This is a genomic window from Acinetobacter sp. WU_MDCI_Abxd143, from assembly GCF_025514195.1.
In the GTDB taxonomy this organism is placed as follows: domain Bacteria; phylum Pseudomonadota; class Gammaproteobacteria; order Pseudomonadales; family Moraxellaceae; genus Acinetobacter; species Acinetobacter pittii_H.
Map to the genome: position 1 here is coordinate 274958 of NZ_JAHPTH010000002.1, position 24413 is coordinate 299370.

Below are 24413 nucleotides of genomic sequence, written 5' to 3' on the forward strand. Positions count from 1 at the left end.
AAGTCGGAGAACGGACATGCCACGTATTCCTGTAATCAATACTAGCCATCTTGACCGTATTGATGAATTACTTGTCGATAACATCGATACAGGCGAATTTAAACTTCATCGCTCAGTGTTTACTGACGAAGCTCTTTTTGACCTCGAAATGAAATATATCTTCGAAGGCAATTGGGTTTACTTAGCGCACGAAAGCCAAATTCCAAATAATAATGACTACTACACCACTCACATTGGTCGTCAGCCAGTCATTATTGCACGTAACCGTAACGGCGAACTCAATGCCATGATCAATGCGTGTTCACATCGCGGAGCACAACTTTGCCGTTACAAGCGTGGTAACAAAGCAACGTATACTTGCCCTTTCCACGGCTGGACGTTTAACAACTCAGGTAAATTACTCAAGGTTAAAGATCCAAGCGAAGCTGGTTACTCTGACTGCTTTAACCAAGACGGCTCACACGACCTTAAAAAAGTGGCTCGTTTTGAGAGCTACAAAGGCTTCTTATTTGGTAGCTTAAATCCTGACGTTCCTTCACTTGAAGAATTCTTGGGTGAAACCACCAAAATCATCGACATGATTGTTGACCAGTCTGAACATGGTTTAGAAGTTTTACGTGGTTCATCTACCTATACATACGAAGGTAACTGGAAACTCACCGCTGAAAATGGTGCCGATGGTTATCACGTTTCTGCTGTGCACTGGAACTACGCAGCAACAACTCAGCACCGTAAAGAAACTCAAGCTGCCGATAATATCCGTGCGATGAGTGCAGGTTCTTGGGGTAAACAAGGCGGTGGCTCCTATGGCTTTGAAAATGGCCACATGTTGCTTTGGACACAATGGGCAAACCCAGAAGACCGTCCAAACTTCCCGAAAGCAGATGAATACACCGAAAAATACGGTGAAGCGATGTCGAAATGGATGATCGAGCGCTCACGTAACTTGTGTCTCTATCCAAACGTTTATTTGATGGATCAGTTCGGTTCGCAAATTCGTGTACTTCGCCCACTTTCGGTCAATAGAACCGAAGTCACCATTTACTGTATCGCGCCTAAAGGCGAAGCACCCGAAGCTCGCGCACGTCGTATCCGCCAATATGAAGATTTCTTTAATGCTTCAGGCATGGCAACACCAGATGATTTAGAAGAGTTCCGTGCTTGTCAGGCAGGCTATGCAGGTATTGCACTTGAGTGGAATGACATGTGCCGTGGTTCAAAACACTGGATTTATGGACCAGACGATGCAGCGAATGAAATCGGTTTAAAACCCATGTTAAGTGGGATAAAAACTGAAGATGAGGGACTTTATCTTGCCCAACATCAATATTGGTTACAAACCATGAAACACGCGATTGCATCAGAGAAAGAAATTGCTGATCAGGGAGAAACAGCATGAGTGCTCAAGACAAAGCAACTTTAGAAAATATTGCTCAGTTTCTCTATCGTGAAGCTCGTTTTTTAGATGATGAACAATGGGATGACTGGCTTGAATGTTACGCATCGGAAGCTTCTTTCTGGATGCCAGCTTGGGACGACGACGATAGATTAACTGAAGATCCGCAATCTGAAATTTCACTTATTTATTATCCAGATCGTCAAGGTTTAGAAGATCGTGTGTTCCGTATTAAAACTGAGCGCTCATCTGCAACCATGCCAGATACTCGCACAAGCCACAATATTGCCAACGTTGAAGTCGTTGAGCGCGACGGCGACAAAGTTACTGTTCGCTTTAACTGGAATACCTTGAGTTTCCGTTACAAGACAAATTATAGCTATTTCGGTATGTCACGTTATGTGATCGATTTTTCAGGTGATCAACCAAAAATCTTGAGCAAGTATGTCGTTTTGAAAAATGACTACATCAATCAAGTGATTGATATTTACCATCTTTAAGACATACCCCCTCAGTTAAACGGACTGTTGGCTGAGGGTAAAAGTTTCAAATATTTTGTAGGATACATGCCATGTCAAACCACAATATCGCACTTCAATTTGAAGATGGTGTTACACGTTTCATTAACGTAGCTCAAGGCGAAACCCTATCTGACGCAGCCTATCGCCAAAAAATTAATATTCCTTTGGATTGCCGTGATGGTGCATGTGGAACTTGCCGCGCATTTTGCGAATCCGGTAGTTATGACATGCCAGAAGAAACCTATATTGAAGATGCATTAACCCCTGAAGAAGCTGAGCAAGGCTATATTCTTGCTTGCCAATGTCGCCCAACTTCCGATGCTGTATTTCAGATTCAGGCGTCATCAGATGTCTGCAAAACAGAAATTCATAGCTTCCAAGGTACCCTAGCCCGCGTTGAAAACTTATCAGATTCAACCATCACTTTTGACATTCAACTTGATGAAGGTCAACCGGATATTCATTTCCTTGCAGGTCAGTATGTCAATGTTGCAATTCCAGAAACTGGCGAAACACGTTCATATTCATTTAGCTCAAAACCGGGCAATCGCTTAACAGGCTTTGTGGTACGTAATGTACCAAATGGCAAGATGAGTGAATTCTTAAGCAAGAATGCTAAAGCTGGCGACAAAATGACATTTACAGGTCCATTCGGTAGCTTCTACTTACGTAATGTAGCGCGTCCAGTGCTAATGCTTGCAGGCGGTACTGGTATTGCCCCATTTATGTCGATGTTACAAGTGCTTGAAGAAAAAGGTTCAGAACAACCAGTTCGTTTAGTCTTTGGCGTGACCAATGACTTTGATTTGGTTGCTCTAGAAAAACTCAATGAGTTGCAGGCGAAATTCCCATGGTTTGAATATCGAACTGTGGTCGCAAGCCCTGAGAGTAACCATGAACGCAAAGGCTATGTCACTGGTCATATTGAAAGTGAATGGTTAAACGGTGGCGATGTCGATGTTTATCTATGTGGTCCAGTGCCAATGGTAGAAGCGGTACGTGGTTGGTTAGAAACTGAAAATATCAAACCTGCTAATTTCTTGTTTGAAAAGTTCTCTGCGAATTAATAGGTGGAGAAGTTATCTATGTCAAACCGTCAAAGATTTACTAATAAAGTCGTGATTGTTACGGGTAGTGCTCAAGGCATTGGTCGTGGCGTGGCACTGCAAGTTGCAGCTGAAGGCGGCCAAGTAATCATGGCTGACCGCTCTGAATACGTTGAAGACGTTCTCAAAGAAATTCAGAGTACAGGTGGTGATGCTGTTACGATTAATGCTGACCTAGAAACCTATGCAGGCGCGCAAGCGGTTGTTGCAAAAGCCATTGAACATTATGGTCGGGTAGATATCCTGATTAATAACGTAGGTGGCGCGATCTGGATGAAACCTTTTGAAGAGTTTTCCGAAGAAGAGATCATTAAGGAAGTAAATCGTTCATTGTTTCCAACGTTATGGTGCTGCCGTGCTGTGTTACCCGCTATGATTAAGCAACAGTCGGGTGTTATTGTAAATGTCTCTTCAATTGCAACCCGTGGTATTAACCGTATTCCCTACTCGGCATCTAAAGGTGGCGTAAATGCTTTAACGGCATCGCTTGCTTTTGAACATGCTAAAGACGGAATTCGAGTCAATGCCGTTGCGACGGGTGGAACCGAAGCACCGCCTCGCAAAGTACCACGTAACGTCAACCCGTTAAGTCAAAATGAAAAAGACTGGATGCAGCAAGTGGTTGATCAAACCATAGATCGAACATTTATGGGCCGTTATGGCACAATTCAAGAACAAGTCAATGCAATTTTATTTCTTGCATCAGACGACGCATCGTATATGACGGGATCGGTCATTCCGGTCGGAGGTGGAGATCAGGGTTAATCCTGATCTTTTTATATGTTTGGGTAAATAACATGATTTGCATGGAGGCAATCACACATGGCAACCCTGTTCAAGACATTAAAAAATGACTGGTCCATATCAGCAACAGTTGCGGGCTTTCTCGCGGTTTTAATTTCTTACTCAGGCCCACTAATTATTTTTTTCCAAGCTGCTCAGCGTGCTCATGTGTCCACCGACATGATGGTGTCATGGATTTGGGGAATCTCAATTGGTGCTGCCGTTTCAGGTATTTATCTTTCGATTAAATATAAAACGCCTGTCATAACCGCATGGTCAGCACCAGGTACTGCCCTGTTAGTTACCCTATTTCCACACGTCTCGTTGAATGAAGCAGTAGCCGCCTATATTACTTCTGCTATCGTTATTTTTTTAATTGGCGTTACAGGTTACTTCGACAAATTACTAAAATGGATTCCGCAAGACGTCGCTGCCGGCATGATGGCTGGTATTCTTTTTCAATTTGGTATTGGTCTATTTACCGCGTCTGATAGCATGCCGTTTATTGTTTTTAGCATGCTTATTGTCTTTTTAATTGCCAAACGTTTAATGCCGCGCTACACCATGATTTGGGTGTTAGCTGCCGGAGTTTTATTAAGCCTCATTTTAGGCAAAATGAATCCGGTTGATGTGAGTTTTAGTTTAGCTATTCCGGAGTGGATTAGCCCAGAATGGACATGGAACTCAACACTCAACCTCGCCGTTCCTCTTATTTTAGTCAGTCTAACCGGCCAATTTTTACCGGGTATGGCGATTATGAAACTTAGCGGTTACGACACACCAGCCAAGCCCATTATTACGGCCACCAGTATTGCCTCGTTAGCTGTTGCCTGTGTCGGCGGTATTACGATTGTGCTTGCCTCAATTACCGCAGCTTTATGCATGGGCAAAGATGCACATGAACTGAAAGAAAAACGTTACATCGCAGGAATCGCCAACGGGATTTTTTATATTTTAGGTGGCTTATTTGCTGGCAGTATTGTCATGCTATTTAGCTTACTTCCTAAAGAGTTGGTTGCAGCACTGGCAGGTTTAGCCTTACTTGGTGCCATTGCCACCAATATTTCTGTTGCCATGAAAAATGATAGTCAACGTGATGCTGCACTTATTACCTTTTTAGCCACCGCATCAGGCATGCATTTTCTTGGCTTAAGCTCAGTCTTTTGGGGTATTTGCATTGGTGTAATCGCCCATTTCATTCTCACACCCCGATCAACTCCAGCCACAAATTAAGTTTTTATCTAAATACCCCCAGCTAAAATAAAGCCTCAATCGCCACATCAGGATGCAAATAATTTGCTAATTCTGATGTGGCGATTTTTATTGAATATAAATTAAATTTCATTTTTAAGATGAATCTCTAAAATAATTAAATAATAGACTTTAGTATTTTGTATTTATATTTTCACTTCAAATCTTAATATAAATTTAACAATATTTTTAGCTGTGATTATCATCAATAAAATCCATAAAAAAATATCTATAAAATCCTTAGAATTCTCATAATACAATATTCAACTCCATTTTAAATATTGTAATAAGACCAAATTAACAACCTAAAATAAATTATATTTTTCAAGCAATTAAATCAATGAAAGCATAATACCTTAAAGACATAAAGATATATCAATTAGGTTTTTGACTCTAATCCAATAACAAAATAGTTTATTAAAAAATAACGCGATGCTTCACAAATTGGAGGTGAAGAAAATGGATACGAGCAAGGTTAATATTAATGAGTTAATTGATAAAGCCAGTTTTACATCTTTTCATTGGAAAGTTTTAATCTGGTGCTTACTTATTATTATTTTTGATGGATATGATTTAGTTATTTATGGGGTTGCTCTTCCTCTGTTAATGCAGCAATGGTCATTAACTGCGGTAGAAGCTGGTTTACTCGCCAGTGCTGCTCTATTCGGGATGATGTTTGGTGCCATGATTTTCGGCACACTTTCAGACAAACTAGGGCGAAAAAAAACCATCCTGATTTGTGTCACCTTATTTAGCGGATTTACCTTTATGGGTGCCTTTGCCAAAGGACCAACAGAGTTTGCTATTTTGCGCTTTATTGCAGGTCTTGGAATTGGTGGCGTTATGCCAAACGTCGTCGCGCTTATGACTGAATACGCACCCAAAAAAATCCGCAGTACATTAGTCGCAATCATGTTTAGTGGCTATGCTATTGGCGGCATGACATCTGCTCTACTCGGTGCATGGCTAGTAAAAGATATGGGCTGGCAAATCATGTTTTTAATTGCGGGTATTCCTCTGTTGCTGCTCCCACTCATCTGGAAATTTTTGCCAGAATCTCTCGCCTTTTTAGTGAAATCTAACCATAGCGAACAGGCAAAAAGTATTGTGAGTAAAATTGCGCCAGAAACGCAGGTAAACGCCAATACTCAACTGGTGTTAAATGAAAGTACAACTACAGATGCACCTGTGCGTGCACTTTTCCAACAAGGTCGTACTTTCAGCACATTTATGTTCTGGATTGCTTTCTTTATGTGCTTACTCATGGTGTATGCCTTAGGAAGCTGGTTACCTAAACTCATGCTGCAAGCGGGCTACTCGTTAGGTGCAAGCATGTTGTTCCTATTTGCACTCAATATTGGCGGTATGGTCGGTGCAATTGGTGGTGGTGCTTTAGCAGACAGATTCCATTTAAAACCTGTTATTACCATTATGTTTATTGTGGGATCGGCAGCTTTAATTCTGCTTGGCATTAATAGTCCACAATTTATTTTATATAGCCTAATTGCGATTGCTGGCGCTGCCACAATTGGTTCGCAAATCTTACTCTACACTTTCGTTGCACAGTTCTATCCGACAGCACTTCGTTCAACTGGCATGGGCTGGGCATCTGGAATTGGCCGTATTGGCGCGATTATCGGACCAGTTTTAACCGGAGCGCTACTCACACTTGAGCTTCCTCACCAAATGAATTTCTTAGCGATTGCAATTCCGGGTGTGATTGCTGCACTTGCAATATTTATGGTCAATCTAAAAGCCTCTGTTGCCGCACAAACGCCTTCAACTTTTAACCCTCAAAACACGCTTACCCAGCAGTAAACATAAATGCGCCGAGGACTGGCGCATCTTTTTGGAAATGGATTATGGAATTATTACACCGCTTTAAGCCATGTGCTTTAACTTTTGCGACCTTAGTGTTGATGTGTGGCAATTCATTCGCTGCAAATCCAAATCAGCAGCCCGAAGATGAATGGAAGTTCACGCTAAAGAATGCCTATATCAATCGTAATTTTGATAATGATGCACTCAAAGATACTGGCAGTTGGTCTCAGGCAGCATCGCTATTTTATAAATCGAAAATGCATGACACTCCGTTAATCATAGCAGACAAGCCTATTATGATTGGAGCTGATGCTTCTGTTCAATACGCCGTGCGCTTAAGTTCAGACAAACATGTTGCGGACACAGTTTTGCCTTTTAATAAGGAAACACAATCTCAAGCATCCGACTTTTTAAAATACGGCGCCACTTTAAAACTGGGATATGACAAAACCCTTTTAAGTGTCGGTGAACTCTGGCTCGATTTACCTGTAACGGCTGTGGATGCAAGCCGACAATTACTTGCCTCTTATTGGGGAACCAATCTTAAGTCACAATTTTCAGATCAGCTTTATGCAGAAATTGGCCGAGTTGAAAAAGTCTCTCCACGAAATGAAGAAGATTTTAAAAAGTTTTCATTCACGGCGAATGGAATTACTAAAGAATCTGATGGCTTAAATTATATTGACCTGCGCTATCAATTCACGCCGTCTTTAAAGGGTGAATATTACTTTGGTAATTTGGAAGACCTCTACAACAAACACTATGTTGGACTTGAGCATAATTGGAAACAACCTAATTTTGCGCTTACGTCTAAGTTTAAATACTTCAATGCAAAAGATGATGGCAATACTTTTGATATTGATGCGCAAAACATTGGGGTGTTAGAAACGCTCAAAGTAAAAAACCATACCTTTGGTTTGGGTTATCAACAGATTATCGGTGAGTCGGCTTACCCTCTACCGGATGGTTTTTTACCAGAGACCTATTTCATTAACTGGAACGCTACTGGTTTCTTTAAAGAAGACGAAAAGTCTTATCATGTAATGTATGGCTACGACTTTAAAGATTATGTTCCGGGCTTAAATGCAATGGTGAAATATGTTTACGGCCATGATTTTAAAGCAGCCAATGGTGAGAAAAACCACGAAACCGAGTCAAATGTGATTTTAAATTATGCGTTTCAGCAGCCATTCTTAAAAGGCGTCGCTCTGCAATACATTCGCATTGATTACAACGTAAAACATGGCAATGACTTTGGTGAAGATCGCCTGTTTGTAAACTACACCAAAAAGTTTTAATCATTTTTGATTCAATTGAAGCGGGCTAATTTTGGTCCGCTTTTTTATATGATTTCACTCATAAAAAAACGCTCTTACGAGCGTTTTTAATTACCTTTGCAACTTAAGCAACGTGCTTTTGTACAACGATCGAACCGACTGAATAACCGGCACCGAAAGATGAAATCACGCCATATTCACCATCATCCACTTCATGGCCTGTACGGTGTAAAGCAATAATCACACCTGCTGAAGAGGTATTGGCAAACTCATCTAGAATAATTGGCGCACGGCTTAAATCTGCCTCTTTACCAGCCACATATTTCAAGATTAGTTCATTCATGTTGGCATTGGCTTGATGTAACCAGAAGCGCTTAATATCATTTGCAGTTAACTGCATTTTTTCCAACTGCGCATTAATGATTTTTGCCACTAACGGACAAACATCTTTAAAGACTTTGCGGCCATCTTGACGGAATAACTTGTCGTCAACTACTGCATCTTCGCTGCGGTTTAAGAAACCAAAGTTATTGCGAATGTTGTTTGAAAATTGAGTAAATAAATGAATATCTAAGATTTCAAAACCAGTTTTAGTCGTGGTTTCTTCAATAATAGAAGCGGTTGCAACATCACCAAAAATGAAGTGACAATCACGGTTACGGTAGTCTAGGTGACCCGATGTAATCTCAACATTCACTAATAAAACACGACGAGCACCTGAACGGATTGCATCTGCCGCTTGTTTCAAACCAAAAGTGGCAGCTGAACATGCAACGTTCATGTCATAGGCATAACCTTGAATACCGAGTGCTGACTGGATTTCAATTGCAACTGCTGGATAAGCACGCTGCATGTTTGAACATGCCAGAATTACAACATCGATATCTTCAGCAGTTACGCCTGCATTTTCCATTGCCTGTTTTGCAGCAATAACGCCCCACTCTGCTTGAAGTGAAAGTTCGTCATTTGAACGCTCAGACAAACGAGGACGCAAGCGATTTGGATCGAGAATACCCGATTTTTCAATCACGTAACGGCGCTTAATACCAGATGCTTTTTCAATAAATTCAGCACTTGAACCACGTAACTCTTCTAGCTCACCTGCTGCAATTTTCTCTGCATTCTCTTGGTTATATTGTTCCACATAAGCATTTAAACTGTCGGCCAGTTCTTCATTAGAAATGATTTCTGTTGGGTGAAATAACCCAGTACCTGTGATACGAATGCCCATGTAAAACTCCTAAAAAAATGAATAGGGTCTGTTAATCTTTCATTTATAAATTGCGTTGTAGGCTAAACAACAACATAAACAGACCCCGATCTATCTTAACTGATTCCCAAACGATCCCATAACTTTTGCAGTCGAGTTGGCGAAATAGGCATCTTAGTTTTCATCGGTTGAGAAAATAAAGAAATGCGGAATTCTTCCAACATCAAATACAATTCTTTGATTTTTGGATCGTTTTTGAATTTAAATACCTTGTCCATCCATGGATCGACATCGTCAATAGCAGCATGATCTCGCTGTAGATTATTTGGCAATCGATCTAAACGTAATAGCAATGCTTTTAAATAACGCGGGTATTCCTGCCAAAGATCAACCGGTTGGCGGTAAACAAAATTGCCAAGTGACATGAGATCTAGCTGATCTTCAATATCATCAATACTGCGTCCAAACACATCTGGATCAAGCACTAAAAGCTGACGACGGATTTGTTGCCATTGAATATAAATATCACTTAATTGCTCAAGTGCTTGCTGACCATAACTCAAAAATTGCTTTTTGACCTGATCTAGCAGCTTATTAAATTCATCAGCGTTAATGGGCAAAGTCGTAATTGCCATTTGCAAGGTTGCATAGACCAACATCTGCTCAAGCTTAGCTTTATCTCCTAAAGGTGAATAAGCCAACGCGAGCGGTTTTGAAATCTGCTTTTTCAACTGGCGAACCAAGTCACCAAGCTGCATATGAACCAGACGAATAATCCCTTCACGATGCTGTTTAATCGCCTCAGCTTGATCGTTAAACGTTTGAATAACAATGCCTGACTCATCTTTAGCTTCGAGCTCAGCAAAAGCCTTAGTCGGTACTAAAGCCTGATATTGTTTGACTACAACGCCCGTAACTTTATGAGAAGCCTCGAAAGTAAAGTTTTCAGGAAAGTCTTTAAACTCACCTTTTTGCTGTTTAACTGGACGATGTGTTTCCACGCGGCAACGCGCTTTTAACTCAGGTAAATCACGACCTTTAGCAATGAGCTTGCCTTTTTCATCAATCACTTTAATGAAAGGCACCAAATATGGGTCAATACGTTCAAACGAGAAATCTTTTTCGGTAATTTGCTCACCACGCAAGGCAAAAGCTAAATAACTGAAAATATGTTCACGTAAATGTACTGCATCTACCCCTTGCATGAGCTTACGGGCTGTATCAGGAATTGGCACCACATTACGACGCTTGTCTTTTGGTAAAGCTTTAAGTAGAGCCTCTATTAAATCTTGGCGCCACCCCGGAATTCCCCAAGACCAAATATTTTCATCAACCTGAGGCAGCGCCTGTACAGGAATTTGAACAGTTGCACCATCTTCGTCATGGCTCGGGTCAAAATGATATGTGGTTGCTAAACGTAGCTGACCATTGTGCAAATGATCTGGAAATTGCTGCGTTGTTGGTCGGTCATTGAGCCAAAGCGCGTCATCGTCAATAAATAAATAACGTGGATTATTTGCTTCTACTGTGGCACGCCAGTCTTCAAAGCTACGACGGCTCGCAATTTCTTCCGGAATTTTAGACGCATAAAACTGATAAATCGTTTCTTCATCCACCACTAAATCACGACGACGCAATTTATCTTCAACTCGCTCTACTTCTTCAAGCTTAAGTAAGTTGTGTTTTAAAAATGGTGGAATCGTACCCAAGTTACCCGTGGTTAATGCATCGCGTAAGAAAATCTCATGAGCAGCAGGCTGATCAACTTTCTCAAAATTAATTAAGCGTTTCGGCTCAATAATTAAACCAAACAGAGAAATTTGTGCATATGCATTTACGATTCCCGCTTTCTTAGACCAATGCGGCTCAAAATAGTGATATTTCAATAAGTCGCGTGCAGCAAGCAAAATCCATTCAGGGTCAATTTTGGCTAAAGTACGTAAGTACACTTGAGAGGTTTCGACCATCTCAAAAGCCATCACCCAAGAGGTATTGGTTTTGTGCAGCGTACTTGCAGGGAAAACTTTAGCCTTTTGCTGACGCACTGCCATAAAGGTATTTCGTTCATCAGTTTTATTGGCAATGAACGATAATAGACCTGTCAGCAACGCACGGTGCAAGTTTTCATAATTTGCAGGCTTTTCATTAAAGCTAAGTTTTAAGCCTTCGGCTAACTCAACCAATTGCTGGTGTGTCTGTTTCCATTCACGTAAACGCAACCAGCTTAAGAAATGCTGCTTGGCAAATTGACGCCGTTTATTTTCAGACATCCCTGCTTCGCCTTTAGGATTTAAAGTCTCCCAAAGTTTTAAATAAAACAGAAAATCTGAATCTGCCTCGCGGAATAATGCATGCTTTTGGTCAGCTTGCATTTGTTTATCTGCCGGACGCTCACGCGGGTCCTGAACAGCTAAAGCACTCACTACAATTAAGATTTCTTTGAGTACGCCAAAATGAGCACCACCAATAATCATACGAGCGAGTCGTGGGTCAATTGGCATACGTGCCATCATTTGCCCGACTTTAGTCAGCTCATTTTTCTTCTCGTTAAGGGCGCCTAACTCAATCAGCAACTTCCGTCCATCATTTACGAGTCGGAAATCTGGTGGCTCAATAAAATCAAAGTTTTCTAGCTCACCTAACCCTAAGCTCTGCATTTGCAAAATAACAGACGCTAAGTTGGTTCGTTTAATTTCAGGTTCGGTAAACTCAGGGCGACTTAAAAAATCTTCTTCGCTATATAAACGAATACACACACCTGGAGCAATACGACCACAACGCCCTTTACGCTGATTGGCTGCGGCTTGAGAAATTGCTTCAATGGGTAAGCGTTGTACACGTGAACGGTAGTTATAACGCGATATACGAGCAAAACCACTATCAATCACATAACGAATATTTGGAACCGTAAGTGCAGTTTCGGCTACGTTCGTCGCAATAATAATACGACGACCTTTTCCACCCGGACTAAAAATCTTTTGTTGTTCAGAAACAGCTAAGCGTGCATACAACGGTAAAATTTCGGTATGTTTTGGTCCGTACTTTTGCAAGGTTTCCTGCAACTCGCGAATTTCTTGCTCTGTGCTTGAGAAAATCAGAATATCTGCATGTTCTGGATGACCTTTTGCTTCTGCATCTGCAAAGCATTCTTCTACCGCTTGTACAACTGCGCGTGGAAGGTTTTCTTCAAAATCATCAAACTCATCGTCATCACTGCCACCAATATTCATTTCTGAAATTGGGCGATAAAGCACTTCGACAGGATAACTACGCCCTTCTACTTCAAAAATAGGCGCTTCATTAAAGTAATTACTAAAGCGATTTACATCTAAAGTTGCCGAAGTCACAATAACTTTTAGATCTGGGCGTTTTGGCAGTAACTGCTTTAAATAACCCATAATAAAATCAATATTGAGTGAGCGTTCATGCGCTTCATCAATAATGATCGTGTCATATTTAGACAAGAAGCGGTCATTGCCTAACTCAGCAAGCAAAATACCATCGGTCATTAACCGTACAATTGAATCTTGCGAACCTTGTTCATTAAAACGGATTTTAAAACCAATCGATTCACCAAGCTTTTCGCCGACTTCTTCTGCAATACGCTGAGAAACACTACGTGCAGCTAAACGACGTGGCTGGGTATGACCAATCATGCCTGTTAAGCCACGGCCTGCTAACATTGCAATCTGAGGAAGCTGTGTGGTTTTACCTGAACCCGTCTCACCTGCCACAATAATGACCTGATGCTTTTGAATTGCATCAATTAAACGGTCTGCATATTGAGAAACAGGTAAATCCTGATTCAGTTTAATTTTAGGGAGACGTTCAAATCGTTGCCTTACTTTGGCATTCGATTGTTCAAATAATTTTTCAATCTCTGCTGCATTGGCTTTTTTATCTTTACGCAAACGATTTAAACGGTAACGATCTCTTGCCATCACCCACTGATCAATATTTAAATCATTCTGCACAGACAAATTTTCCTGAAAATACAACAATCCTCTATTTTACGCTCTAATGACCATAAGGTAAAACAGTTGGGTTTTTATATATTTTTAATTTTTTAAAATTTTGCCCTTGAATTTTGACTAAGTAGACTTCATGTTGTTAGGCAAGTTTCTTTTACGATAACTGTCATTTGATTTACATGTTTTTGCAGTCAAATCGAATACAGTGTTTGGGGACTTAAAAATCGTAAATTTATCACTTATTCAATTTTCCGATTTTAGTCATGTAAAAATACTATTTCCCCAATAAAGAATTTTTATTTATTCTAGATCTCGTAAACAAGTTTAAATATAAACCTCAATCATGGAGACAATGATGAGCTTGATTAATACTGAAGTTAAACCATTCCAAGCAACTGCTTACCACAACGGCCAATTTGTTGAAGTTAACGAAACTAACCTTAAAGGCAAATGGTCTGTTGTATTCTTCTATCCAGCTGACTTCACTTTCGTTTGTCCAACTGAACTTGGTGACTTAGCTGACAACTACGCTGAATTCCAAAAACTTGGTGTTGAAATTTATGCTGTATCTACTGATACACACTTCACTCACAAAGCTTGGCACGACACTTCTGAAGAAATCAAAAAAATCCAATACCCATTAGTTGGTGACCCAACTTGGACTCTTTCTAAAAACTTTGACGTTCTTATCGAATCTGAAGGTTTAGCTGACCGTGGTACTTTCGTTATCGATCCAGAAGGTAAAATCCAAATCGTTGAACTCAACGCTGGTGGTATCGGCCGTGACGCATCTGAACTTCTTCGTAAAGTAAAAGCTGCTCAATACGTACACGCTCACCCAGGTGAAGTTTGCCCAGCTAAATGGAAAGAAGGCGAAGCTACTCTTGCTCCATCTATCGATCTAGTTGGTAAAATCTAATCTCTTATTAGATTTTAAAAACTCAAAGAACCATCCCTCATCGGATGGTTCTTTTGTTTTGAATAAGCACATCACATTTTCTACTGATACTTTTACAATTATGCCCTTCCCCATTACATGAAGTTTGAGTAATGTCGAATAAATAACCGATATTTTTTGAGCTTAAATCATATGAAATAAAAGGGGAAAAATTTATGGCGAATACTGTGGCAGTCACTTCATGGAAATACAATGCGACTTCACGTCATCTAAAAATATTTTATAGCGATGGTTCAGGCGAACTTTATCATCCTGTACCAGAATTTATTTATGACAACTTATTGCGATCAACAGACAAAGCTGCTTTTGTACATAAATATTTAGAATTCGATTTACACTTTACTCGCCTATCTTTAGTGAATGCTTCATAACATAATAAAATAAGGCCTGCTTTGAACAGGCCTTTATGAATGAATAAATCATATTTTCAAATGGTTTATCTTGCCACCACAATACATAAACCAGCGCCTACGGGTAAAATACTACTCATAAAATTTTCATCTTTTTTAATTAATGCTAAGAATGAACTGACTTCAGCCGCATGTGAAATAACATTATCAATAATAAGTACGCCACCTTTTGGCTTCATCAACCGTTTTAAATCTGGCCAATATTTCTCATAAGCAGGACGCTCAGCGTCTAACAAAATAAAATCGAAAGTTTCCTGAGTTTCTTTTAGGTAGTCGGCTGCATCTCCCACCCAGAAATCAACCAATTCATCTAATGCCAGTTCAGTCGCATGGCGTTTCGCCTCATTACTTCGATTGGCATCAATTTCAAGCGTGGTTACTTTACCGTGAGTTGCTTGTGCCGCCTCGGCAAGCCATAAAGTAGAATAACCTGTTGAAGTCCCGATTTCTAAAATTGATTTGGCTTGCTGCATTCGAATAAATTGCGATAGCAGTTTTGCAGACTCAGCCTCAATATTGCGATACCTCAGCAAACGATCTGCCTGCTGGGCATCATGTCGTTTAAAGGTGTCATATAAATCGGCAACTCTTTGTAAGAAAAAAGTATTTGGCATATATTCACCCTTTAAAATCGTTATTTTATATGATAGCCGTTTGAGTTAAGTGCTTTGAATTAACTTAAAGCGCGGCACGATATTTCCATCAGCTATTTGAACCGTTTCAATAAACATATCTAGAGGACGTACCCAAGTTGAATAGTCACCATAAAGACACTGATAAACGACTAACTCTTCTTCAGTCTCGCTGTGTTTTGCCACAGAAAAAACTTGATAGAGATTACCTTTATAATGCTGATAAATGCCGCGTTGCAATGACATGAAAGTACCTTTTAATGTTATGACATAAAATCTTTACAGCCATATAACATATATAAATTTTTAAATACTTTCACTTTAAAACACTACAAAAGATAAAAAAGAATATTTTAGAGATAAATTATTGATCTTATCTATGAATGTTTTCAATAATTCAAAAAACCGATTGAATACATAAAAACATACTGTTTTACCTATTTTATGTTTTAACGTACTATGCATCTATTGAAAGAATTTGGATGCATTGGAGTAAAAAACAGATGTTAGATCAAAACATTAAAACTCAATTAAAAGCTTATTTAGAACGTTTAGAAAGTCCAATCGAATTAGTTGCTGCTTTAGATGAATCAGATAAAGCGGCTCAAATTAAAGAGCTGGTAAGTGAAATCGCCGAGCTTTCTGACAAGGTAACTGCCCGTTTTGATGGCAACAATACACGCCGTCCAAGCTTTGGTGTGGCTAAAGCAGGTGAACAGCCTCGTGTGTTCTTTGCAGGCTTACCAATGGGCCATGAGTTTACGTCTTTGATCTTGGCACTGTTACAGGTGTCTGGTTATGCACCTAAAGTGTCTGATGAAGTACTTAACCAGATTAAAGGTTTAAACCTCAAAGCAAACTTTGATGTGTTTGTATCGCTAAGCTGTCATAACTGTCCGGACGTGGTACAGGCACTTAACCTGATTGCGATTTACAACCCGAATACAACAGCAACCATGATTGACGGTTCATTCTTCCAAGATGAAGTCGAACAACGCAAAATCATGGCTGTGCCAATGGTATTCCAAGACAACGAACACATTGGTCAAGGTCGTATGACCCTTGAAGAGATTGTAGCGAAACTTGATACCAACTCGGCTGAAAAAGACGCAGCAGCACTCAATGCCAAAGATGCATTTGATGTATTGGTGATTGGCGGTGGTCCTGCAGGTGCAACAGCTGCGATCTATGCGGCACGTAAAGGTATTAACACAGGTATCGTGGCTGAACGTTTTGGTGGTCAGGTCATGGATACCATGGACATTGAAAACTTCACGTCTGTACAAAAGACTCAAGGTCCTAAGTTTGCTGCCGAGATGGAAGCACATGTTCGTGAATACGATGTCGATATCATGAACCTGCAACGTGTCAGCAAAATCACAGGTGCCAACCAAACTGAAAATGGCTTGGTTGAAGTTGAACTTGAAAACGGTGCGAAACTTGAATCGAAAACCGTGATCCTTTCAACAGGTGCACGTTGGAGAGAAATGAATGTACCGGGTGAGCAAGAATACCGTACCCGTGGTGTCGCATACTGCCCACACTGTGATGGCCCATTGTTCAAAGGCAAACGTGTTGCGGTGATTGGCGGTGGTAACTCAGGTGTTGAAGCTGCGATTGACCTTGCAGGTATTGTTGAGCATGTAACTCTGGTTGAGTTTGACACTAAACTTCGTGCTGACCAAGTGTTGCAAAACAAATTGCATAGCTTGCCGAACACAACTGTGATTATGAATGCCTTAAGTACAGAAGTGTTAGGCGACGGTTCACAAGTGACTGGCCTTAAATATAAAGACCGTGCGACTGATGAAGAGCATGTGGTAGAGCTTGCAGGGATCTTTGTACAGATTGGTTTACTGCCAAACACTGACTTCTTGAAAGACAGTGAAGTTGAGTTAACCAACCGTGGCGAGATCATTGTGAATGACCGCAACGAAACCAATGTTCAAGGTGTGTTTGCTGCGGGTGACTGTACGACTGTACCTTACAAGCAAATCATTATTGCTACAGGTGAAGGCGCTAAAGCATCACTCTCTGCGTTTGATTACATCATCCGTTCTGGGCAATAAAAACAGTCAAATCATTATTGTTTAGTTCAAGTCTAGCATTACAAAATGCTAGGCTTTTTTAATAATAGAGTTACAACTTCTTAACAATTTTCGATCTTTATTAATCATTTACTTTATGTTTATATTTTAGACATCCATATTTGGATGCCATGAATTAGAAGGAAAAACACAATGAATAAATTACTTGTTGCTTTAGGTCTTGCTGCGACTGTTGCCCTTGTTGGTTGTAATAAAGATAAAGCTCCAGAAACTGGCGCGACTACAGGTGAACACTTAGAAAATGCTGCTCAACAAGCAAGTGCTGATATTAAGTCTGCTGGTGATAAAGCTGCTGATGATATTGCAACTGCAACAGACAACGCTTCAGACAAAATTGATGCTGCTGCTGACCACGCTGCTGATACAACCGCTGATGCTGCTGCGCAAACTGAAGCGACTGCTCGTAAGGCAACTGCTGATACAGCTCAAGCTGTTGAAAATACCGCTGCTGAAGTGAAAAAAGACGCTCAACACTAATCGTCTTTAGTATAAAAAAGCCCCTATTGATTAGGGGCTTTTTCATGTCTTTAAAATCTATTATGAAATTAAGCCTTCATCACGCATCGCAATTTGTACAGATTGACGTTCTGCAACTTTATTACGTAATGCAATAATGTGCTTATATGGTGTTAAATCATGCTCAATTGAGTTTGACCAATTTGTTAAAACAAATAGATAAGCATCTGCTGGACCGAAATTATCATTTACTAAATAATCGTAATCAGATTCAGACAAATAGTTATCGATATATTTTAAAAGACGGTCGATTTCAGCATAAGCTTTGGTTTTTTCATCGCTCGTTAAAGGTGCCCCAAAGAAAACTGCATAAGCATCATGCAATTCAGAGTTCAAATAACCCAACCATTCCAATACTTTCGCACGGCCCATACCCGATGGAGGAATTAAATCCTGCTTAGGATCGTGCTGAGCAAGGAAAGGTAAAATCGCAACGTTCTCAGTTAACATTAAACCAGGGTTAATTTCTAAAGCTGGTACATATCCTTTTGGATTAATCTCGTAATAATCTGCACCTTTTTCTGTTTTATGTGTTTTTAAATTTACTCGTTCTAAGTCAAAATCAACATTAATTTCATTTAAAATAATATGTGCAGCTAAAGAACATGCGCCTGGCGAATAATATAATTTCATATCTGATCCTTGTTATCTCATATTAACGTTTTAAATTGCTTCTAGAAAACCTGCAAGGTTTGCACAATTCCTTAATTGTAAAAAAGCGTAAACTTATAAAATACTTACACCATCTAATATTCTTGAAAAATTTATTCCTTGCAAGTTGTCTTGCGTGACGATTGTTTAAAATATGATAAAACACATTTGCGTCACGCAATTTTTCCGTTAATTACGCTTAAAAAGCTGACTAAGCCAATTCATTAATTCAGTTAAAAAATCAAAAATACCGTTTTTCTTATCATCATCAGGCTGGCTTGAATCTTTTCCATTTAAATCTAGATCGACAATTACAGGGTCATGATCTGAAGAACGATAAGCATCTTCACCATAGAACAATGTCTTTTGCTCATCAGTTTTATATTCTTCGTTGTAGTCTAAAGCTGTTGGCTCATCTGCATTGATATGCCATGCAAAGGTTCTGACCACTTTGGGATATAAAGAGGCATCTGCAATTGCATGGTCTAAGTTACCTGCTCCACCATTACCATTGGCATCACTCGCAACACCAAACACATAGCTATATGCCTGAGTACCTTGTCCTACCTTGGTGTCATTCAGCAAAACTTTATAGTTCGCTTTTTCAAATGACAAAATAGGTTCTTCTTTTGCGTAGCTATTCATATCACCTACAAGTAAAGCATTTTGCTTTTGCACTTGAGTTGGATTTTTCGCTAACCATTGCACGATTTGATCTACTGCTTTCACACGAGTCGGGTTCCAACAGCCTTGACCATCTTTTTGGTCTGCATCAATAGAGCTAGCATCCACCCCACTACAGCTTTTCGATTTCAAGTGATTTGGAATAACGGTAAAGGTTTTATTACCACGAACGGCTTGGAAACTTTGCGCCAATGTTGTTCGGTTCTTGTCGCCTAAATCAAGCACGACAGGCTTATTTAAAGGTTTAACACGCTTGCTGTTATAAATAATAGCAACCGCAATCGCATCACCGCCTAAACGATCTAAGTTTTCAGGAACAACGTATTTCCAATCACTACCTAAAGCACTGGTTAAATGAGCAATTGCACTGTTCGGCCCATAACCATTGTTCGCAATTTCCATTAAACCGTACACATCAGCATCAATCGCTTTGAGAGCATTCACAATTTTACGGTGCTGTTTATCAAACTCAGCTTGTGTGGTTGCACCACGCTCTGTTGGGAAACCAGTTGCACCATTGTCATAGTTCAAAACGTTAAATGAAGCTACACGAATGTGATTAGCATTTTTGGTAATGACATTTTGACGCGGGTTTGTTTGAGTAATTACTTCAGGTTGATTACGTCCAAGCACTGGTTGCACACGCCAACCATTAAAACGGTATTCCAAAATACCTTCAGCATTCTTAAGTTGATAACCCGAACGTAGCGTATTGGCAGCACTAAAATTTGTCGGTAACCACGGAGTACGGTTTTGGTTGTTATAGCCGTCATCAAAAATAATTTTCGACAATAAATTTTTCTGAGCAAGAGCTTTGGCTTCAGGAGATAACGCTGGATATAAATTGGTTGGAATATATAAGCGGCCTAAGCTTAGAGATAATTCACCATAACGGCCATAATTGTAATTCTCACTCACCGTTAAAGTCTGAGGTAGTTTGACCAACATACCTTGATAACGCTGCGGAGAATGGGTTGAACCACCTGTTAAGCTAGCAAATGGAAGTTCAAGGCTAATCGGCTGAACTTGATTTGCCATATTACTATTACAAGTTTGAATATCTTGTTGTAATTGATCTAATTGCAACTGGTTTTGATAAGTCGTTAAACGACCACGCAAAATAACCTCATCGCCAACTTGTCCGCCTTTTACCGCACTACTATTTGGAATATATACAAAAATAGCATTGCTGACATTTGCACGTGCTTTCGTATCTGGGGTCTGAATATAGAAACCAGAGAAACCATTGGCATAACGATAATCGGCAGTAATTACCCCACGTACGGTATAGCTCTGGTTTTGTGCTGCGGTTGATAAATCAGCAATAGGTGTATCCGAGCTTGAACAACTTACTGATTCAAGAGGAGGCTGAGTTGTAGAACTTGATAAATTTGAAAAGTCATTTCGATTTGTCCAAGCCGACCATGAACGATCCAAATCAAATGCTGCGGTTGCATCAATACTTAAAGCTGGGTTCTCTGTTTCAATACGCTTAAAACTATTTCCCAAGCTTGAAATGGCTGTTCCCCATCCAGCTTCTGGTCGCTCACCAATACGCCCAAAACGGTCTACAGGTGTGCCTTTGTACACAAGCACAACGGCATCATCCCCATTAAAAGATAACGCAGCGACCTGATTTACTTTACTTCCAAGTTCAGCCTGCAACTCAGAACGACCTACCAAAAACTTTTGCTTACTGGTTAACGATCCTTGTAAACGGAAAGTTGCTGTTTTTGCGGTTCCACCATTATTAAATTGTTGAATTTCATAGTCGGCTAAATTAACTGTAGCACCATCTGGATTATAAATTTCCAAACCTTTGCGGTTACTACTGCCGTCAACATATTGGCTAAACATGAGCTGTGCTTGTGCCCAAGGACTATATGTAAAAGCACCAAGTGCCCCTAATAGCACAGAAAGTGTGCGTAATTGAAAAGTTTTCATGAGTAAATATGTTCATTTGAAATTTATATAGATTCTTAGATTAAATATTGAACATGACATCTACATGAAGAAAAACACCGAAACATTTGACTTGACCACATGAAGACTTAAAATACCGCATTTGAATTTCAATATTGCCAAGGTTATGTCGATCGATCAGTTAGAAACGCAAATTGCAGACTTAGACAATTTGCCTGAACACCGTGAAATTGTGACGTTTATGCGTCGTTCAGCACCACTTAATACGTCTCAACGCACGGCATTAGAACAACATCGCGATTTAATTTTGGAATATCCTGTTGGTGACTTACGCCAACACTTCGAATATCCAGAACGTCCTTTAACTGTTGAAATCGGTTTTGGTATGGGTCGTTCATTAGTGCTTATGGCAAAAGCCAACCCTGAACGCAACTATGTGGGTATTGAAGTCCACGTACCTGGTATTGCTCAATGTCTTTATGAAGCAGGTATGGCGGAACTTAAAAACTTACGTGTACTTGATGCAGACGCGATTCAGGTTTTACGTGAAATGCCAGACAACAGCATTAACTGCGTACAACTTTACTTCCCAGACCCTTGGCAAAAGAAACGTCATTTCAAACGTCGTTTTGTTATTCATGAGCGTATGCAATTGGTTGAACAGAAACTTGAGCTGGGTGGTACATTCCACGCAGCAACAGACTGGGAACCGTATGCTGAATGGATGCTTGATATTTTAGATAACCGTCCAGACCTTGAAAACTTGGCGGGTAAAGGCAACAGCTACCCTCGTCCAGACTGGCGCCCAGTGACTAAGTTTGAACGCCGTGGTATTGAGTCAGGACATAAGATTAATGACTTTATCTTTAAGAAGATAAAGTAAATAATAAAAAAGGCCTAGTTTATTACTAGGCCTTTTTTATTTTAAAACCAATCTAGTGAATAAGTAGAATTAAAAATTAACTGAGTATAAAAATTTAAATGAAAATAAATTTTGAATTATTAGTTATATAAATATAATAATAACCACCATTTTAACTAGACAGAAAATAACAATGAAGCTTTTCGCATTTCTAATTTGTGCAATTGTATCAAGTGGTTGCTTTGCCTCAACTCAAGAAGACTTTGAACTTACATATTACAAGTTAATGGAACGATACATTCAAACACAATCGGACAGAAATCAAGTCATTTCCACAGAGGCAAAAACTGAGCAAGAAGATCTAGTTAGGTCTAATAAACTCAAAACTCTAGATTGCAAAGGATGGAAAGAAAATATTGAACTTTTTGACTTTATTTTAAGTAGGTTTAAAGAATATGAATCAGCCTCAGAAGAAGTTCGAATAATGGGATATACTAAAGAAAACCTAATAGAAGATTCTGAATGGCTGCGCGAGCAATTAGACAAGCCAGAGAACAAATGTAAATAAACAAAATTCAAAGAACCGCCGAAATGAAGTGCGGTTTTTTATTAACTGCTAAAAGTGGATACAGACAACGTAACAACCGGATACTCATTTTGTTTCCAAGTACCAGCATCTCCCTCTTGAGGTATATTTTATCTTCCTTTATTAACTCCCCTAAAATAAAAGCTCTCACATAATATAATTTTATTTAAATATCACTTTAGCTATTCTCTAGACTTATTAATATTCATAAATCATGTTAAAAATATAAAAATGAACGCTTCACTAACTAATTACTTAAACTCACGAAAAGTCAGAAAACACTATGTTAAAAATTTTAGGGCGCGATAACTCCATTAATGTTCGCAAAGTCTTATGGCTGTGTGAAGAACTAAATCTTGAATATGAAAGAGAAGATTGGGGTCGAGGCTTTCGCTCTGCTCAATCACCTGAATATTTACAATTAAATCCAAATGGTCAAATTCCTGTTGTTTTAGATGGCGATTTAGTACTTTGGCAGTCCAACAGCATTATCCGTTATCTCGCCAATGCTTACGATAAAGAACATCAGCTTTACCCTATTCAAGCGAAAGAAAGATTCTTTGTTGACCAGTGGATTGATTGGCAGGCGATTGAGCTGAATAACAGCTGGACTTATACCATTATGTCTCTCTTGAGACATTCACCAGATCATCAAGATCCAAACTTATTACAACAAGGTATTGATGACTGGAATCATCATATGCAGATTCTCGATCAACAACTTGAAAAAACTCAGGCCTATGTTGCTGGTTCACAATTTAGCTTAGCTGATATTCCAATTGGTCTATCTGTACAGCGCTGGAAGGCCACTCCTTTTGACCATCCAACACTTAAGCATGTCGACCAATATTTTGAACGTTTAAATCAACGTGCGGGTTTCTTAAAATGGGGCAATAACGGCGAACCTTAATTTTGAGCAAGCTTTAGTCCGAGTGATGGCGCTTCACGATGCCATCACTTAAAAGTTGATAGACCTGTTTTAAATCATCCCGCTCTGCTTGAGCCAATAAGTCTTGATGCATTGCCAAGATATTCTGATCTCCTCTTACAGCAGGCCCAGTTTGCATTTGCTTAGGATCATTTTCAGTCGCTTTTTTAGCTGTTTCTATAATTAAAGGATAGAGCAAGCTAAAGTCGACCTGCTCTTTATCTACTACCTGCTTTGCCATATCAAAACAATAGTTACTAAAGTTACAAGCGAATACAGCCGCTAAATGCAAAGTTAAACGTTGTTTTGAGGTATATTGATATACTCGACTGCTTAGGCTATTTGCTAAATCTACAAGTATTGCTTGATCCGCATCTGTTACCGCTTCAACAAATAATGGTGTGGCTTGCCAATCGACGTCTCTTTCAAAGCTAAATGTCTGTAATGGATAAAATACCCCTGCTTTTTTATGCACATGACTGATAACTTCAATATCTGTGCTACCAGAGGTGTGAACCATAAGTGTTTCAGGAAACAATTCATGAATCTGCTTTGCAAGCTCTGCAATCGCACTATCTGAAACCGCTAAAATGATAAGATCAGTCGGTTGAAATTCTCGAAGAGACTGACAGGCTTTTGCTTGGATTTTCTCTGCAAATTTCTGGGTCTTCTCAAAATCACGCGCATAGACTTGTACGATCTGATGACCTTGAGCCAAAAGTACTTTTGCCAAATGAAAGGCAACTCGCCCACTTCCCACCAAACTGATTTTCATATCAATCCAACACTATTTATTTCAACAAAAAAGCTTCTCAAAAT

The 24413-nt window shown here is 39.6% G+C and carries 20 protein-coding genes and 1 pseudogene; 14 read left to right on the forward strand and 7 right to left on the reverse strand.

Features of this window, described 5'->3' with window-relative positions; all coding sequences use genetic code 11:
• The first annotated feature begins 16 nt into the window (after nt 1-16).
• The 7 genes and pseudogenes from benA (at nt 17) to KTI79_RS06140 (ending at nt 8176) form a co-directional block, all read left to right on the forward strand.
• Nucleotides 17-1399 (forward strand): benzoate 1,2-dioxygenase large subunit, encoded by a 1383-nt coding sequence (gene benA, locus KTI79_RS06110; RefSeq protein ID WP_031947818.1) that lies wholly within the window; start codon nt 17-19, stop codon nt 1397-1399.
• Nucleotides 1396-1915: pseudogene (gene benB, locus KTI79_RS06115) on the forward strand (benzoate 1,2-dioxygenase small subunit). The gene benA and the pseudogene benB overlap by 4 nt, the downstream one beginning before the upstream one ends.
• 52 nt (nt 1916-1967) lie before the next feature.
• Entirely contained in the window at nt 1968-2984 is a 1017-nt protein-coding gene (gene benC / locus KTI79_RS06120; protein ID WP_024438680.1) for a benzoate 1,2-dioxygenase electron transfer component BenC, read from the forward strand.
• A gap of 18 nt (nt 2985-3002) precedes the next feature.
• Nucleotides 3003-3788, forward strand: coding sequence for a 1,6-dihydroxycyclohexa-2,4-diene-1-carboxylate dehydrogenase (locus tag KTI79_RS06125; protein WP_024438679.1), 786 nt, complete (start codon nt 3003-3005; stop codon nt 3786-3788).
• A gap of 57 nt (nt 3789-3845) precedes the next feature.
• Nucleotides 3846-5039: a benzoate/H(+) symporter BenE gene (benE, locus tag KTI79_RS06130; RefSeq protein ID WP_032055525.1), complete on the forward strand. Its 1194-nt coding sequence runs from the start codon at nt 3846-3848 to the stop codon at nt 5037-5039.
• A 477-nt stretch (nt 5040-5516) separates the two neighbouring features.
• Complete coding sequence (locus KTI79_RS06135; RefSeq protein WP_024438677.1) at nt 5517-6875, forward strand: aromatic acid/H+ symport family MFS transporter; 1359 nt, start codon at nt 5517-5519, stop codon at nt 6873-6875.
• Between the two features lie 44 nt (nt 6876-6919).
• The gene (locus KTI79_RS06140) at nt 6920-8176 is read left to right on the forward strand and encodes an OprD family outer membrane porin (RefSeq protein ID WP_032055526.1); all 1257 of its coding nucleotides are present in this window, start codon (nt 6920-6922) and stop codon (nt 8174-8176) included.
• Between the two features lie 103 nt (nt 8177-8279).
• Here the strand turns inward: KTI79_RS06140 and KTI79_RS06145 are convergent, their stop codons facing one another.
• Nucleotides 8280-9386 (reverse strand): beta-ketoacyl-ACP synthase III, encoded by a 1107-nt coding sequence (locus tag KTI79_RS06145; RefSeq protein WP_032004013.1) that lies wholly within the window; start codon nt 9384-9386, stop codon nt 8280-8282.
• A gap of 95 nt (nt 9387-9481) precedes the next feature.
• Nucleotides 9482-13339: an ATP-dependent RNA helicase HrpA gene (hrpA, locus tag KTI79_RS06150; protein ID WP_032055529.1), complete on the reverse strand. Its 3858-nt coding sequence runs from the start codon at nt 13337-13339 to the stop codon at nt 9482-9484.
• A gap of 352 nt (nt 13340-13691) precedes the next feature.
• On the opposite strand from hrpA, the gene ahpC reads away from it, so the two are divergent.
• Both ahpC and KTI79_RS06160 read left to right on the forward strand, forming a co-directional pair.
• Nucleotides 13692-14255: an alkyl hydroperoxide reductase subunit C gene (gene ahpC, locus KTI79_RS06155; protein WP_003652649.1), complete on the forward strand. Its 564-nt coding sequence runs from the start codon at nt 13692-13694 to the stop codon at nt 14253-14255.
• A gap of 194 nt (nt 14256-14449) precedes the next feature.
• Nucleotides 14450-14665, forward strand: a complete 216-nt coding sequence (locus KTI79_RS06160; RefSeq protein ID WP_005070287.1) for a KTSC domain-containing protein — start codon at nt 14450-14452, stop codon at nt 14663-14665.
• Nucleotides 14666-14730: 65 nt separating this feature from the next.
• On the opposite strand, the gene KTI79_RS06165 is transcribed toward KTI79_RS06160, so the two are convergent.
• Both KTI79_RS06165 and KTI79_RS06170 read right to left on the reverse strand, forming a co-directional pair.
• The gene (locus tag KTI79_RS06165; protein WP_032055532.1) at nt 14731-15318 is read right to left on the reverse strand and encodes an O-methyltransferase; all 588 of its coding nucleotides are present in this window, start codon (nt 15316-15318) and stop codon (nt 14731-14733) included.
• Nucleotides 15319-15363: 45 nt separating this feature from the next.
• Nucleotides 15364-15582: a DUF1653 domain-containing protein gene (locus KTI79_RS06170; protein WP_032055534.1), complete on the reverse strand. Its 219-nt coding sequence runs from the start codon at nt 15580-15582 to the stop codon at nt 15364-15366.
• Nucleotides 15583-15839: 257 nt separating this feature from the next.
• On the opposite strand from KTI79_RS06170, the gene ahpF reads away from it, so the two are divergent.
• Both ahpF and KTI79_RS06180 read left to right on the forward strand, forming a co-directional pair.
• Nucleotides 15840-17405: an alkyl hydroperoxide reductase subunit F gene (gene ahpF, locus KTI79_RS06175; protein ID WP_032055535.1), complete on the forward strand. Its 1566-nt coding sequence runs from the start codon at nt 15840-15842 to the stop codon at nt 17403-17405.
• Nucleotides 17406-17576: 171 nt separating this feature from the next.
• Nucleotides 17577-17921 carry a hypothetical protein gene (locus KTI79_RS06180; protein WP_032055538.1) on the forward strand — a complete coding sequence of 115 codons (345 nt, stop codon included), beginning with the start codon at nt 17577-17579 and terminating at the stop codon, nt 17919-17921.
• 60 nt (nt 17922-17981) lie between these two features.
• Here KTI79_RS06180 and KTI79_RS06185 read toward each other — a convergent pair whose 3' ends face one another.
• Both KTI79_RS06185 and KTI79_RS06190 read right to left on the reverse strand, forming a co-directional pair.
• Nucleotides 17982-18593 (reverse strand): glutathione binding-like protein, encoded by a 612-nt coding sequence (locus tag KTI79_RS06185; protein WP_002121577.1) that lies wholly within the window; start codon nt 18591-18593, stop codon nt 17982-17984.
• A 207-nt stretch (nt 18594-18800) separates the two neighbouring features.
• Nucleotides 18801-21239 carry an ExeM/NucH family extracellular endonuclease gene (locus KTI79_RS06190; RefSeq protein WP_032055541.1) on the reverse strand — a complete coding sequence of 813 codons (2439 nt, stop codon included), beginning with the start codon at nt 21237-21239 and terminating at the stop codon, nt 18801-18803.
• 145 nt (nt 21240-21384) lie between these two features.
• Between KTI79_RS06190 and trmB the strand changes: the two genes are divergently transcribed.
• The 3 genes from trmB to KTI79_RS06205 all read left to right on the forward strand — a co-directional run bounded on the left by trmB (nt 21385) and on the right by KTI79_RS06205 (nt 23576).
• On the forward strand, nt 21385-22101 hold the full coding sequence (trmB, locus tag KTI79_RS06195) for a tRNA (guanosine(46)-N7)-methyltransferase TrmB (protein ID WP_032055543.1): 717 nt from the start codon (nt 21385-21387) through the stop codon (nt 22099-22101).
• A 172-nt stretch (nt 22102-22273) separates the two neighbouring features.
• Nucleotides 22274-22648, forward strand: coding sequence for a hypothetical protein (locus KTI79_RS06200; protein WP_032055545.1), 375 nt, complete (start codon nt 22274-22276; stop codon nt 22646-22648).
• Nucleotides 22649-22949: 301 nt separating this feature from the next.
• Nucleotides 22950-23576, forward strand: coding sequence for a glutathione S-transferase family protein (locus KTI79_RS06205; protein ID WP_032055546.1), 627 nt, complete (start codon nt 22950-22952; stop codon nt 23574-23576).
• 13 nt (nt 23577-23589) lie between these two features.
• On the opposite strand, the gene KTI79_RS06210 is transcribed toward KTI79_RS06205, so the two are convergent.
• A complete protein-coding gene (locus KTI79_RS06210; protein ID WP_032055548.1) occupies nt 23590-24369 on the reverse strand; it encodes a Rossmann-like and DUF2520 domain-containing protein in 780 nt (259 codons plus the stop codon).
• Nucleotides 24370-24413 lie beyond the last annotated feature (44 nt).

Excerpts from the sequence above, each read along its gene's own strand:
- benA (WP_031947818.1), top strand. The coding sequence starts at position 17 with ATGCCACGTATTCCTGTAATCAATACTAGCCATCTTGACCGTATTGAT.
- benC (WP_024438680.1), top strand. The coding sequence starts at position 1,968 with ATGTCAAACCACAATATCGCACTTCAATTTGAAGATGGTGTTACACGT.
- KTI79_RS06125 (WP_024438679.1), top strand. The coding sequence starts at position 3,003 with ATGTCAAACCGTCAAAGATTTACTAATAAAGTCGTGATTGTTACGGGT.
- benE (WP_032055525.1), top strand. The coding sequence starts at position 3,846 with ATGGCAACCCTGTTCAAGACATTAAAAAATGACTGGTCCATATCAGCA.
- KTI79_RS06135 (WP_024438677.1), top strand. The coding sequence starts at position 5,517 with ATGGATACGAGCAAGGTTAATATTAATGAGTTAATTGATAAAGCCAGT.
- KTI79_RS06140 (WP_032055526.1), top strand. The coding sequence starts at position 6,920 with ATGGAATTATTACACCGCTTTAAGCCATGTGCTTTAACTTTTGCGACC.
- KTI79_RS06145 (WP_032004013.1), bottom strand. The coding sequence starts at position 9,386 with ATGGGCATTCGTATCACAGGTACTGGGTTATTTCACCCAACAGAAATC.
- ahpC (WP_003652649.1), top strand. The coding sequence starts at position 13,692 with ATGAGCTTGATTAATACTGAAGTTAAACCATTCCAAGCAACTGCTTAC.
- KTI79_RS06160 (WP_005070287.1), top strand. The coding sequence starts at position 14,450 with ATGGCGAATACTGTGGCAGTCACTTCATGGAAATACAATGCGACTTCA.
- KTI79_RS06165 (WP_032055532.1), bottom strand. The coding sequence starts at position 15,318 with ATGCCAAATACTTTTTTCTTACAAAGAGTTGCCGATTTATATGACACC.
- KTI79_RS06170 (WP_032055534.1), bottom strand. The coding sequence starts at position 15,582 with ATGTCATTGCAACGCGGCATTTATCAGCATTATAAAGGTAATCTCTAT.
- ahpF (WP_032055535.1), top strand. The coding sequence starts at position 15,840 with ATGTTAGATCAAAACATTAAAACTCAATTAAAAGCTTATTTAGAACGT.
- KTI79_RS06180 (WP_032055538.1), top strand. The coding sequence starts at position 17,577 with ATGAATAAATTACTTGTTGCTTTAGGTCTTGCTGCGACTGTTGCCCTT.
- KTI79_RS06185 (WP_002121577.1), bottom strand. The coding sequence starts at position 18,593 with ATGAAATTATATTATTCGCCAGGCGCATGTTCTTTAGCTGCACATATT.
- KTI79_RS06190 (WP_032055541.1), bottom strand. The coding sequence starts at position 21,239 with ATGAAAACTTTTCAATTACGCACACTTTCTGTGCTATTAGGGGCACTT.
- trmB (WP_032055543.1), top strand. The coding sequence starts at position 21,385 with ATGTCGATCGATCAGTTAGAAACGCAAATTGCAGACTTAGACAATTTG.
- KTI79_RS06200 (WP_032055545.1), top strand. The coding sequence starts at position 22,274 with ATGAAGCTTTTCGCATTTCTAATTTGTGCAATTGTATCAAGTGGTTGC.
- KTI79_RS06205 (WP_032055546.1), top strand. The coding sequence starts at position 22,950 with ATGTTAAAAATTTTAGGGCGCGATAACTCCATTAATGTTCGCAAAGTC.
- KTI79_RS06210 (WP_032055548.1), bottom strand. The coding sequence starts at position 24,369 with ATGAAAATCAGTTTGGTGGGAAGTGGGCGAGTTGCCTTTCATTTGGCA.